This window comes from Alphaproteobacteria bacterium, assembly GCA_018667735.1.
Classification (GTDB): domain Bacteria; phylum Pseudomonadota; class Alphaproteobacteria; order Rickettsiales; family JABIRX01; genus JABIRX01.
Genome location: JABIRX010000042.1, coordinates 31,500 through 44,321, shown reverse-complemented (window position 1 = coordinate 44,321; position 12,822 = coordinate 31,500). Strand labels below are relative to the sequence as shown.

At 34.3% G+C, this 12,822-nt stretch carries 15 protein-coding genes; 9 read left to right on the top strand and 6 right to left on the bottom strand.

The genetic code is table 11. The features are described 5' to 3' along the window. The first annotated feature begins 76 nt into the window (after positions 1-76). Entirely contained in the window at positions 77-370 is a 294-nt protein-coding gene (locus tag HOH73_04565) for an acylphosphatase (protein MBT5828127.1), read from the top strand. Positions 371-384: 14 nt separating this feature from the next. On the opposite strand, the gene HOH73_04560 is transcribed toward HOH73_04565, so the two are convergent. The 5 genes from HOH73_04560 to HOH73_04540 all read right to left on the bottom strand — a co-directional run bounded on the left by HOH73_04560 (position 385) and on the right by HOH73_04540 (position 4,796). Beyond that, positions 385-1,287: a methionyl-tRNA formyltransferase gene (locus HOH73_04560; GenBank protein MBT5828126.1), complete on the bottom strand. Its 903-nt coding sequence runs from the start codon at positions 1,285-1,287 to the stop codon at positions 385-387. A 3-nt stretch (positions 1,288-1,290) separates the two neighbouring features. Beyond that, positions 1,291-2,034: a tRNA pseudouridine(38-40) synthase TruA gene (gene truA / locus HOH73_04555; protein MBT5828125.1), complete on the bottom strand. Its 744-nt coding sequence runs from the start codon at positions 2,032-2,034 to the stop codon at positions 1,291-1,293. Positions 2,035-2,166: 132 nt separating this feature from the next. Further along, positions 2,167-2,667 (bottom strand): signal peptidase II, encoded by a 501-nt coding sequence (gene lspA / locus HOH73_04550; protein ID MBT5828124.1) that lies wholly within the window; start codon positions 2,665-2,667, stop codon positions 2,167-2,169. Further along, complete coding sequence (locus HOH73_04545; GenBank protein MBT5828123.1) at positions 2,657-3,583, bottom strand: bifunctional riboflavin kinase/FAD synthetase; 927 nt, start codon at positions 3,581-3,583, stop codon at positions 2,657-2,659. The genes lspA and HOH73_04545 overlap by 11 nt, the downstream gene beginning before the upstream one ends. Before the next feature lie 46 nt (positions 3,584-3,629). Next, entirely contained in the window at positions 3,630-4,796 is a 1,167-nt protein-coding gene (locus HOH73_04540; protein MBT5828122.1) for a deoxyguanosinetriphosphate triphosphohydrolase, read from the bottom strand. Positions 4,797-4,858: 62 nt separating this feature from the next. On the opposite strand from HOH73_04540, the gene erpA reads away from it, so the two are divergent. The 8 genes from erpA to HOH73_04500 all read left to right on the top strand — a co-directional run bounded on the left by erpA (position 4,859) and on the right by HOH73_04500 (position 11,412). Beyond that, complete coding sequence (erpA, locus tag HOH73_04535; protein ID MBT5828121.1) at positions 4,859-5,200, top strand: iron-sulfur cluster insertion protein ErpA; 342 nt, start codon at positions 4,859-4,861, stop codon at positions 5,198-5,200. A gap of 1 nt (position 5,201) precedes the next feature. Further along, the gene (gene gshB / locus HOH73_04530; GenBank protein ID MBT5828120.1) at positions 5,202-6,149 is read left to right on the top strand and encodes a glutathione synthase; all 948 of its coding nucleotides are present in this window, start codon (positions 5,202-5,204) and stop codon (positions 6,147-6,149) included. A gap of 148 nt (positions 6,150-6,297) precedes the next feature. After that, entirely contained in the window at positions 6,298-6,966 is a 669-nt protein-coding gene (gene phoU / locus HOH73_04525; GenBank protein MBT5828119.1) for a phosphate signaling complex protein PhoU, read from the top strand. Positions 6,967-6,969: 3 nt separating this feature from the next. Next, positions 6,970-8,493: a 2,3-bisphosphoglycerate-independent phosphoglycerate mutase gene (locus HOH73_04520; protein MBT5828118.1), complete on the top strand. Its 1,524-nt coding sequence runs from the start codon at positions 6,970-6,972 to the stop codon at positions 8,491-8,493. Next, the gene (gene lepB / locus HOH73_04515) at positions 8,486-9,220 is read left to right on the top strand and encodes a signal peptidase I (GenBank protein ID MBT5828117.1); all 735 of its coding nucleotides are present in this window, start codon (positions 8,486-8,488) and stop codon (positions 9,218-9,220) included. Before HOH73_04520 ends, lepB begins: the two co-directional genes overlap by 8 nt. 4 nt (positions 9,221-9,224) lie before the next feature. Further along, on the top strand, positions 9,225-9,884 hold the full coding sequence (rnc, locus tag HOH73_04510; GenBank protein ID MBT5828116.1) for a ribonuclease III: 660 nt from the start codon (positions 9,225-9,227) through the stop codon (positions 9,882-9,884). Beyond that, a complete protein-coding gene (era, locus tag HOH73_04505; GenBank protein MBT5828115.1) occupies positions 9,877-10,773 on the top strand; it encodes a GTPase Era in 897 nt (298 codons plus the stop codon). The genes rnc and era overlap by 8 nt, the downstream gene beginning before the upstream one ends. Before the next feature lie 39 nt (positions 10,774-10,812). Further along, on the top strand, positions 10,813-11,412 hold the full coding sequence (locus HOH73_04500; GenBank protein MBT5828114.1) for a COQ9 family protein: 600 nt from the start codon (positions 10,813-10,815) through the stop codon (positions 11,410-11,412). Here HOH73_04500 and HOH73_04495 read toward each other — a convergent pair. Then, the gene (locus HOH73_04495) at positions 11,409-12,770 is read right to left on the bottom strand and encodes a 3-deoxy-7-phosphoheptulonate synthase class II (protein ID MBT5828113.1); all 1,362 of its coding nucleotides are present in this window, start codon (positions 12,768-12,770) and stop codon (positions 11,409-11,411) included. The genes HOH73_04500 and HOH73_04495 overlap by 4 nt on opposite strands. Positions 12,771-12,822: the final 52 nt, after the last annotated feature.

Below are 12,822 nucleotides of genomic sequence, written 5' to 3'. Positions count from 1 at the left end.
TAGGGTTTAGTCAAAATATCAATTTCAAAATATGGAAGCAGAAGATTTGCACTAATATAATTATAACCATTAGCAGGTGAGAACATATATAATGAGATGTGCTTATCAAATACTTATCGCTGGAAGGGTTCAAGGTGTGGCCTTTCGTTATCACATGATGAAAAAAGCAAAAGAATATAATATTACAGGTTTTGTAAGGAATTTAAGCGATGGCAGAGTAGAAGCTATATTAAATGGAGCAGATCAGGACTTGCAGAAGTTATTAAATTGGTGTAAAGTTGGCCCAGATCTTGCCTCCGTAAATCAGCTTGATATATTAAAAATAGAACCAGCTAATTACATAGAATTTAGCATCGTAAAAGATGCATAAAGCAAGGATGAAAGTTAAGCCTGATGATTTTGTTTTTGATTACCATGTAAAAACTCAGCAATAGGAACTGGTTTCTTTCCTGGTTTTTGTATAATTTTTGGTTTGATTAAGCCATCTTTACAGTATATTGAGAAATCATCATTAACTTTACCAATTTGTTCATTATGAGTAGTTATTTCAAACTCTGCGCTAAATATTTTTAGGCGTAGTTCTTTATGCAAAAAGTAAGCACCAGGCACAGGGCTAAGAGCCCTGATTAAATTTAAAATATCAGTACCATTTTGGGTAAAGTCGATCAAGGCTTCAGTTTTAGAAATTTTATGTGCATAAGAGATGTTGTGACTTGTTTGAGAAACTGGTTTTAAACAAGAAAAGTCATTAATAACTTCAAGCATTAATTTGGCGCCAATATTTGCTGCTAAATCATGGAATTCACCATAATTAAGTTTAGCGACATTAAGTTCTTGAGCTGTGTAAATGGGCCCCGCATCTAGTGCTGCTAACATTTTTATAATACAAATCTTACTTTCAATTGCACCAGACATAATGGTGCGCTGCAAAGGTGCAGCCCCTCTAAATTGAGGTAGGTCAGAGGGGTGTAAATTTAAGGCACTATATTTAGCTAAGCTCAAAATATTTTCAGGTAAAATCAGGCCATAAGCGACAACCACAATGAAATCTACATGTAGATCTTGTATTGTTTTTACAATTTCGTCATCGCGCAGAGTTTTTGGTGTGTAAACGGTTATATTATGCTCTCTAGCTAACTCCTCCACAGGTGTTGCTTTAGCTTTTTTACCCCGATTTTTGGGCTTGGCCGCTTGGGTAAAGCAAGCAACAACTTCATGTTTAGAGTCTATAAGAGTGCTCAATGTTGGTATTGCAAATTCGGGGCTACCCATAAAAACTATTCGCATCTGTTAATATTTAACCTCTAATAAATATAAACCATAAGCTGGAGCTGTTTGTCCTGCAGATTTTCGGTCTTTTGCTTTTAAAATATTTTCCATATCAATTACTTGTTTTTTTCCCCTACCAATTTCAAACAAAGTTCCAGCAATAATCCTTACTTGATTATAAAGAAAAGATTTCCCTGAAATTCTGATCTTTATAAGGTCAGAACTTTTGCTAAGCCTTAGATCATTTATAGTTCTAACGGCCGAATTAGCTTGGCAGTCAACACTTCTAAAGCTAGTAAAATCATGGGTCCCAATTAAATAATTTGCAGCTAATTGCATTTGCTCAAGCTCAAGCTCATACTTAACTTGCCAAGCCCTATTCTTATATAGTGGAGAAGGAGTTCTGCGATTTAAAATGTGATATTCATAGGTTTTTTCTTTAGCATCATAACGACTATTAAAGCTATCTGAGATTAATAGAGTTTCTTGCACAGCTATCATTTCTTTAGCCTCTTTAAGATAAAAGTTTAAGCCATCTGTAATCTTATATAAGGGATATTCTTTAGTTAAGAAAAAATCAATTACTTGGCCCTCAGCATGTACAGATGCGTCTGTTCTACCAGCAAAATTTAACTCTATCTTTTCTTTGCTAAGCTTTTTTAAAGCAGTTAAGAGGGCGCCAGCCACAGTGTGCTGGTCTGGCTGTATTTGAAAACCAGAATAGGCGGGGCCATAATATTCGATAATAGCTTTATAGCGAGGCATGGTTATTTTGCCTTGAATATTTGGTATATTTCAGGGTTTTCTTCTTGAATAAAGGGAGGCACAACCAAGTCAGAGTTTTTTAAAGGCTTTTTATAAGCGCAGCTACTTAGTAATATCAAAATAAAGAAAACTCTAATCATGTTTTTTTTTGTTAAAAAATTCGTCAAAAATCAAGATAATAGCTCCAAGGGTAATAGAGCTATCTGCCAAATTAAAAGCAGGCCAATGATAGCCATTTATATGAAAATCAAGAAAATCAGCAACTGAACCATAAATTGCGCGGTCAATAATATTGCCAAGAGCTCCACCTATTACTAAGCTAAGGGCAAGGATGATTTTTTTATCTTCAGACTGGCTAAGCCAATAAAGCAAAAAGATAGTTATCATGGAGGCAACTATTATTAGAATAATTTTACCATATTGCAAATCGTTAAACATACCAAAACTAACGCCGGTATTATATACTTTAACTAAATTAAAAAAGCTGGTTACCCTAATGTGTTGACCTGGAGTTTTATCTAGTAAGGCAAAAATCAATTCTTTAGATAATAAGTCTGCGATAGTAATAGTTAGGGCAAATAATATGCCATAAGTAAAAAATTTAGGGTGGATTATTTTTAAATTAAGCTTCATGTAAAATCTCTTGTGCTTTTTGACAATCTGTTTTGATTTGCTGAGCTAAGCTCTCCTTATTTGCAAATTTTTGCTCGGCTCTAATAAATAAAACAAATTCTATTTTAACCTTGTGATTATATAAATCACCTGAAAAGTTAAATATATGTACTTCAAGTAAGGGAGTATTATCTTTAAAGCTAGGTCTAATGCCCAAATTTGCGATTGCGGGCATTTTTTTGCCAGCAATATGAGCCCAAACGGCATAAACACCATATTTGGGTAAAAATAAATCATTTAGGGCCAAATTGATGGTCCTAAAGCCAATTGAGCGCCCTCTTTTTTCGCCATTTATAACCCGATTTGTAATAAAATAGTTTTTGCCTAAGAGTAAGTTTGCTTTCTTAATATCGCCACATGTAAGAGCCAATCTTACTTGACTGGATGAATAAATTAAATTGTGCTCAGTAACTTTATGTGATGCAACTTGACTAAAGCCAAAAATATATTTTTTAGAGGCCTCCTTTAAATAGGTGGCATTACCAGAGCGATTTTTACCAAAGATAAAATCATAACCAATTACAATATGTTTAACTTGTAATTTTTTTGCCAAGAAGTCACGGACAAATTCTTCAGCAGATAAATTTGCAAAGTTATGATCAAAATGAATTAAAAATAAGAAATCTATATTTTGCTCTTTGATAAGCGCTACCTTATCACGCAATTTGAATATGTTGGTTTGCTTGTTGTTAAAAAAACTTTGGGGGTGAGGAAAAAAAGTCATTAAGGCAGTTTTTTTTTGCAGTAATTTAGCTTTAGCTTTTACTTCTTTAATAATTTCTTGATGCCCCAGATGCACTCCATCAAAATTGCCTAAAGCAATCACGCTTTCTTTTGCAATGTTTGGAATATGGCTAAAATTTCTTATAATTTTCATAGAAAGCTAAAGTAATAGAAATATAGCTAAAAGCAACAAACAAGAGCTATTTGAAACTTTTATCGTAAGAGTATAAATCAAAGAATTTACGGTGTTGCTCAAGAGCATAACGATCAGTCATGCCAGAAATATAATCACACAAAACTCTCGCACGCTCTTTTTTATGTTTTTTTTGCTGAAATTTTAGGCTTATTTCCTCTGGTATACAGTCATGATTTTCAAGAAAAAATTGGAATAACTCGGAAATTAAGCGGTAAGCTTTACGATTCATCAAAGATACATCAGGGTGAGTATAGACTTTTTCTCGTAGAGTTTTCTTCAGCTCTAATACTTCTAAAGCCATTTCTTTGCTAAAGCTACAAAGAGCCTTCTTGGCATTTTGTATGTCTGCTAAACTCTCAATTTTAGCATTTTTGATATTTTCCTCCGTGGTGAGAATAACGTCATCAACCATTTTAGAATAAACTCTTCTTCTTGCCTCATATACTCTTTTGTAAGGTGCTAATATAGGGTATATTTTATCTACTTCTGCAAATGATTCTGCAATAATTTTAATGTGAGAAAGGTCTTTTTCATGCAGTAACTTAGCTCTAATACCATCATCAATATCATGATTATTATATGCAATATCATCAGATATAGCGGCTATTTGGGCTTCTAAGCTGGGGTATTTTTTTAATTCTAAATCATGGCTGTTATTATATTCTGTAATAATTTTAGGAATATTAAATCCTGTAAGAGGGCCATTATGCTTGATAATACCAGCTAAAGTTTCCTTGGTTAAGTTCAGCCCATCATAAGCTGCATATGGTGCTTCTAACTTAGTTAAAATTTTCAAAGCTTGAGCATTATGATCAAAACCACCATATTTTTGCATTAAGTCATTTAATGCATTTTCACCAGAATGACCAAATGGTGGGTGCCCTATATCATGGGCTAAGGCGCAGGCTTCAGCCAGATCTTGATCTAAATTTAATTTTCGAGTTATAGTTCTAGCAATTTGAGCCACTTCTAAACTGTGGGTTAGTCTAGTTCTAAAATGGTCTGATTCATAATTAACAAAAACTTGAGTTTTATATTCGAGGCGGCGGAAACTAAGAGAGTGAATTATTCTATCTCGATCACGCTGGAAAGATGTGCGATTCTTGGAGGGATTTTCTGGGTGTAATCTATTTTCTAGATTTTGTGGTTTAGACGCATAGCTTGCTAACATAAGTTGACTTGACTCTTCTTTTACTTTAAATTTAACCTGAAAACCAACAAATTGCAAAGAAAATGACAAATAACGCTCAAATGACCTTCTCTAAAGCAGCAAAAACACAGCTAGAAAAACTTATAGCGGCAGCTAATAATAATAGCATGACTTTAAGGGTCTCTGTATCTGGAGGAGGGTGCTCAGGCTTCCAATATCATTTTGATTTCAACCAAGATAAAAAAGAGGGCGACATGCAAATAGCCGCAGAAGAAAAGACCTTAGGGGTTATAGATGAGACCTCGCATGAGCTTTTGAAGGGCTCAGAAATAGATTATGTTGATGAGCTTGGTGGGAGCTATTTTAAAATTAACAACCCAAATGCATCAACAACATGTGGTTGTGGTTCATCTTTTGCGGTGTAATATGAAAGTCGCTTTCCAAATGGACCATATAAGCTCTATAAATAAAGATAGTGACAGCACATACATGCTGATCAAAGAGGCAGATAGATTAGGTTTCGAGTTGTATCATTATACCACAAATGATCTATATCTGCATAATCAAAAAGTGTTAGTCACAGTTGAAGAGCTAAAAATATATCCAGAGCAAGAGCAATTTTATACGCTAGCTAATAAGCAGCAGCTGGAGTTGAGCTTATTTGATATGGTCTTTATTAGGCAAGACCCTCCTTTTGATATGAGTTACATCACAAATAGCTATATTTTGGAAAAAGTAAAAGATGAGGTGTTTTTTATAAATGACCCTACTGAGATTAGAAATGCACCAGAAAAAATCTTGGCTAGCGATTTTGCTCGCTTTACTCCAGATACATTAATAGCTCAGGATATAAATAAAATAAGGTCGTTTGCCGAAAAATATGAACAAATAATTCTAAAGCCATTATATGCATGTGGGGGTGAGGGCGTGCTAAAATTATCTGCCCCATATGTAGATTTGGAACAAAATGTTCAGCAACTAATTACAGATTTTAAAACACCAATAATTGCCCAACAATATTTGCCAGAGATTAAAAAAGGTGATTTAAGGGTTATAATTGCTGGAGGAAAAATAATGGGGCAGGTCTTGAGAGTTCCAGAGCAAGGCAAGGTTGCGGCAAATTTTCACGCAGGGGGTAAGGCTATAAAAGCTAGGTTGACGAAAAAACAAGAATTTGCGTCAGAATATATAGGTAAAGCTTTGCTAAATAAAAATATATATTTTGCGGGCCTAGATTTTATAGGTGATTATCTTACGGAAATAAATGTAACCTCACCAACTGGCATTCAGGAAATAAACAGATTAGAGAAAAAAGAGATAGAGCAAGAAATATGGAAAAATTTTCTGTTAAATTATGAGGGGCGCTCTAAATAAGAGAATACATATTATAAAAGTTTTTATGTGATTTTGACGAGTTAAATACAGACAATATTGGCATTAGCTCTAATTTTATTAATTGCTTGCATAAGTTGTGTAAAAACAGTACAATTAAATCTGTAAATCCTTGTTTATTACAAATAAAATGAAAAATAACGAACATATAGTAAAGTCATATGGCAATGAAATAGATGATTTAGTTGAATCTTTAAAGGCCATGAAAGAAATGGTTATTGAGATAGTGAAAATGGCAGAAGATGTGGTTACTTTTAGTGCCAAAGTAAGCTATGACGAAGCTCAAAAGAAAGACCAACAGATTAACGGTTTGGAAAAAGCAATAGAAGCTAGAGCAATAACCTTGTTAGCCACAAGACAGCCAATGGCCGGAGACCTGCGTTTTATAGTGTCTGCAATTAAGATAGTGTCTTTATTAGAGCGAATAGGCGATAGAGCTAAAATGACAATCAAGAAAGCTGCTACTAATGTTACGCCCTTTACGGAAGAGGTGAACAAAGATATTAGAAGTATGAATAAGGTCATTATTAACATGATAAATGAAGTGTTCATTAATATAGAAAAATACCATTTTTCTGATTTAAGGAAAGCTTTTGAAGATGATAATAAAGTTGATGATTATTATAGCGAAACAATGAAGCTGGTCATTGGTGCGCAGGAAAGTAAGCCAGAAAATCTTCAAGAATTTATTGCCAAGATAAAAATCTTAAAGAATTTTGAGCGCATTGGAGATTATGCTACTAAAATTGCAAAAATAGTTTACTATATAGCGGAAGGTTCTAATAGCCCAAATTTTTAATTTATGAAAAAAACAACTCTACTGTGTATTTTGGATGGTTGGGGACACCGCCTTGAAACAGACTACAACGCTATAGCTGCTGCTAAAACACCAAATTGGGATAGTCTTACAGCCAGTTACCCTAAAACTTTACTGAAAACTTCAGGACGACATGTAGGCTTGCCAGACGGTCAGATGGGCAATTCTGAGGTTGGGCATATGAATATTGGTTGTGGCCGGGTTGTGCTACAATTGTTGCCAAAGATAAATCATGCAGTTAAAAAAGATTTAATTTCAGAAGAAAAAGAGTTTATTGCTTTTGTAGATAAGCTGAAGCGCTCAGGCGGTGTTTGTCATTTGCTGGGTATGATTTCAGACGGTGGGGTGCATGGACATATAGAGCATGTTATCTATATGGCTAAAAAGCTTGCCACGCAAAATATAACAGTCAATATCCATGGTTTTCTAGATGGCCGCGATGTTGCGCCCAAATCAGCCATAGCTCAGTTAGAAAATTTATTTGCGCAATTAAAACCGTTCCCAAATGTCAAATTGGCATCACTAGTTGGTCGCTATTTTGGCATGGATAGAGATAATAATTGGTCTAGAGTTGCAGATAATTATTTTGCTATTAGTGAAGGGAGAGGGCTGAAAACTTCTAACTTTATAGAAGCTATAAATTCTTGTTACGAGAAAAATATTACAGATGAGTTTATTCCTCCAATTATAGACGATTCTTATGCAGGCATTAAGAAAGAGGATGGTTTCTTTATGACAAATTTTAGAGCAGATAGAGCAAGGCAAATTATTAGAGCTTTTTTAGCAGAAGATTTTTCGGGATTTGAGCGTCAAAAAATACAATTTGCGGCAAGGCTTGGTATGGCAGAATATGCGCAAGATATAGATCACTATTTGCCAACCTTATTTCCAAGTAAAATCCCTAAAAACACCTTGGCCGATGTTATAGCAGAGCACAAACTAAAGCAGCTTCATATAGCAGAGACAGAAAAATATGCGCATGTAACTTTCTTTTTTAATGGAGGTGTTGAACAAGAAAAACCAGGAGAAGATAGAGAGCTCGTACCATCTCCTCAGGTTAAAACATATGACTTAAAGCCTGAAATGTCTGCCCCAATAGTGAAAGAAAAATTACTAACAGCGCTTAAATTGGGTAAGTATGATTTTATTGTAGTAAACTTTGCAAACCCTGACATGGTAGGTCATAGTGGAGTATGGCAAGCTGCGATAGATGCAGTTGAGCAAATAGATAATATATTGGGAGAATTGGCAGAGCAAATTATAGCGTTAAATGGTAATATGCTAGTAACGGCAGATCATGGTAATATAGAATATATGTTTGATAAAAAGGCTAAGCAGCCACATACAGCACATACATTAAACCCCGTACCTTTTATTTTGGTGTCAACTAAGCAAGTTGCGTTAAAAGAGGGTAGCTTATGCGATATAGCGCCAACTATTTTAGATTTAATGTCGCTAAAAAAGCCGTCTGAAATGACAGGTTGTTCTTTATTGGAAAGTGATGTTTAGGCAAAAGAGCAAAAACAAAGAAAAGAAAAAACAGTCAAATTTAAGGGTGGCAATAGAGGCTATTATATTAGCTCTGTTAGTAAGAAGTCTTTTATTTGAGCCTTTCCACATACCATCTGGTTCAATGAAAAGCGGTTTGTTAGAGGGTGATTTTATTATAGTTTCTAAATTTAGTTATGGTTACAGTAAATATTCATTTCCATTGGGTTTGATGCCAATAAAAGAGCGTGTTTTTGCTAATAAACCAGAAAGAGGTGATGTAGTTGTTTTTAGGTTGCCTACTAATACAAGAATTAACTACATAAAGAGGTTAATTGGCTTGCCTGGTGATAAGATTCAGGTAATAGATGGGGTTTTATATGTTAATAATTTGGAAGTGGCACAAAAGGATGCAGGAGTTTTTATAGATAATGATGGGGCTATAATCAAGCAATATCAGGAAACTTTAGCAAGTGGTAGGTCGTATAATATACTTGATAAGATAACAAATGGCAGGGTAGATAATACAGCTATTTATGATGTACCAGCGGGGCATTATTTTTTTATGGGTGATAATCGCGATAATTCACAAGATAGTCGGTTTTTAACGAAAGTTGGTTTTGTAGCAGAGAAGAATTTAGTGGGGGAAGCCAAATTTATCTTTATGTCTAGCAGGGATAAGTTATTAAAATTTTGGTTATGGCATAAAAATATTAGATTTAATAGGATCTTTAAAAAAATAGAATAGCAAAATGAGCATAACAGAGATATTTGGGCATAAATTTAAGGATATTACATTATTGAAGCAAGCTTTAACGCATCCAAGTTGCATAGGTGCGGCTAATTATCAAAAGCTTGAATTTTTAGGTGACCGAATATTAGGTCTGGTTATGGCAGAATATTTATTTGCCGAAATATCTACTAAGAAAGAGGGCGATTTAGCCAAGCGTCATGTTGGTTTAGTGTGTGGCGACACTCTTGCAAAAATTGCTTTAGAGAATAAGCTGGGTAGCTTAATAATAATGTCAAAAGGAGAAGAAAATACAGCTGGCAGAGAAAATGCTTCTAATTTAGCAGATGTGGTTGAGGCTTTAATTGCGGCAATTTACTTGGATAGTCAAGATTTTCAATATACTAAAGCAATATTATTAAAATTATGGAAACATAAGCTAGAATATATAAATGAAGAGCCATTTGACCCAAAGTCAGAGTTACAAGAGTTGTTACAGGCAAGGAAATACCCACTGCCAGAATATAAATTGCTTAATCAATCAGGTCTTGCCCATGCGCCAGTTTTTACTATGGCGCTAACTTTGCCTGATATTGGGGAAGTAAAAGTGACTGCTTCATCTAAGAAGAAGGCAGAAGTAGAATTAGCAACAAAAATGTTAGATAGGTTAAAAAATGGATAGTAAATGTGGTTTTGTAGCAATTATTGGGGCGCCAAATGCTGGCAAGTCAACCCTAACTAATTTGCTTGTTGGGGGTAAGGTTACCATAGTATCGCCCAAGGTGCAAACAACCAGAGGCTCAGTAAGGGGCATAATGGTAGAGGGTAAAACGCAGTTAATTTTTTGTGATACGCCCGGCATATTTAAGGCGGAGGGAAAGTTAGAAAAAGCAATAGTGACGCATGCTATGGAGCAAATTTCACAAGATATGGATATTGTTTTATTAGTTGATGCAGCTAAACAAAATAAGAAAGCAGTGGCAATTATCTTAGAGCAATTACGTTTTCTTAATAAGAAAGTTATATTAGCATTAAATAAAATAGATTTAGTCAGCAAAGGTAATTTATTGCCAATTATGAAATATTATGAAGAAACTAACTTGTTTTCAGAAATCTTTCTGATTTCAGCTAGCAATAATGACGGTATAGATGATCTAAAAAAAGTTATAATAGAGCGTGCTCCAGCATCACCTTTTTTATATCCTGAAGATCAATTAACAGATGTATCATCTAGGTTCTTAGCGCAAGAAATTACAAGAGAGAAGCTTTTTATAGCTCTAAAAGACGAGCTTCCTTATAATTTGTCAGTTGAAACTGATAGCTGGAAGGAAGCGGAGAACGGTAAAGTTACGATTGATCAAACCATATATATTAATAAAGAGGGGCAAAAGAAAATAATAATAGGAAGCAAGGGCCAGATGATTAAAGAGGTTGGTACCCAGGCGAGAAAAGAGCTAGAAGAAATTTTTGCCACTAGAATAAATTTATATTTACATGTAAAAGTTAAGCCAGATTGGTTAGATAAACCATATATGTATACACATATGGGTTTGAAATATCCAAAAAAATAGACCTTTGAAGAATTTCTTTTAAGAGAATAAAGTAAGATAATGACAGAAGATTTAAAGAAAGCATTTTTAGCAGAAGCGCTTAGCATGCTACCTATTTATGGCTGGGGTGCAGAATTAATAAATAATATAGAGGAGCAGACAGGCTATAATAATATATTTAGCTCCACAAAAGATCTGGTTACATATCATTTGGAACAAAATGATCATCATATGCTAAATAAATTAGAGGAGATGGAACCACAAAATTTAAAAGTCAGAGAAAAAATTAAACAAGCGTTATTAATAAGGTTTGACCTGCATGATTATGCTGTAACTAAAGAAACAGCAAAATATTTAATGATGCCTAAAAATAGTGACTTAGCTGTTATGTCATTAGCTAAAAGTTGTGATCAAATTTGGGTGTTTGCAGGTGACCAGTCAACAGATTTTAATTATTACACTAAAAGAACTTTGCTTGGAGCGGTTTATTCAGCCTCTTTAGTTTTTTATTTAAAGCGGGCAGAAGATGATAATTTCAGTTACAAAGATTTAGAATTATTTATAGAAGCTAGAATAGCAGACACGCTAAAGTTAGGAGCTTTTAAAGCTAAGATCAAAGATAAAATTACGGCCTTATTTACTAATTGTAAAAGAACCTAATTGTTATTTTGTAATTTGCGTGCAATCAAAAAAGCAAGTTCCAAACTTTGATGTCCATTTAATCTAGGGTCACAGTGAGTATTATAGTTTTTTGCCAAGCATGATTCAGTAATTTCCTCCGTTCCACCCAAGCATTCGGTGACATTTTGACCAGTCATTTCAAGGTGGATACCGCCAGCATAACTGTTTAAGCTTTTATGAATATCAAAAAAGCTGTTTACTTCGCTGAAGATATTGTCGAACTTTCTAGTTTTAAAGTCATTAGAAGAGGTCTCTGTATTACCATGCATTGGGTCACATGACCAAATTACATTCAGGCCTTCTGCTTTAGTAGCTTCTACTAATTGAGGTAATTTATTATTAATGTTATCAGCGCCCATTCTGGATATTAAGGTTAACCTACCAGGTTCATTTTGCGGATTAAGAGTGTCTATCAACTTTAGCAGCTCATCTTTTTGCATAGTTGGACCAACTTTAGATGCTATAGGATTTGCTATACCACGAAAAAACTCTATGTGTGCTTCATCTAAATTTCTTGTTCTTTCTCCGATCCAAAGCATATGAGCAGAACAAGCGTAATATCTTTCATCTATAGGGTTGAACCGAGTTAAGCACTCTTCGTAGTTTAACAATAGCGCCTCATGTGAAGTAAAAAATTCAGCACTATTATAATCTTTATGGGCAGACAAATCATAGCCACAGGCCTTGAAGAAGGATGATGATTTGGCTATCTCAGCTATTATATCTGTAATTTTTGTATTGTTTTTTGCAACATTAGAAAAATCATTTAACCAGCTATAAATATTATCAAGACTAGCAAAGCCACCAGATGCTAATGCTCTTATGAAATTTAAAGTGGTGCCAGATTGTTGATAGGCTTTGAGAAGATTATCTGGGTTTGGCACTCTTTCATTTATGTTTTCTGTAATAGAGTTGACCATATCACCTCTATATGAAGGTATCTTTTTGCCATTAATTTCTTCAAAGTCACTTGATCTTGGCTTTGCAAACTGTCCAGCAATACGGCCAACTTTTACTATTGGTTTATTCAAGCCATACATTAAAGCTGCAGTCATTTGCAATATAATTTGGAAATATAATTTTAAATTTTTTTCATTAAACTCAGCAAAGCTCTCGGCACAATCACCCGCTTGCAGTAAAAAGGCCTCACCATTAGAAACATTGGCTAGGTGTTTTTTTAGTTTTATTGCTTCGTCAAAATATATAAGTGCCGGATAACTAGACAGAGACTCTTCTGTTTTTGCTAGCTTTGTTAAATCTTCGTATTTGGGTTGCTGTTTGATAGGGTGGCTTCTCCAGCTAGATTTATGCCAATTGTTTTTTGTGTGTGAAGTCATTTTAATTGTATTATTACTTGCTCATATCAGTAGAATATTTAATATAGAAGTA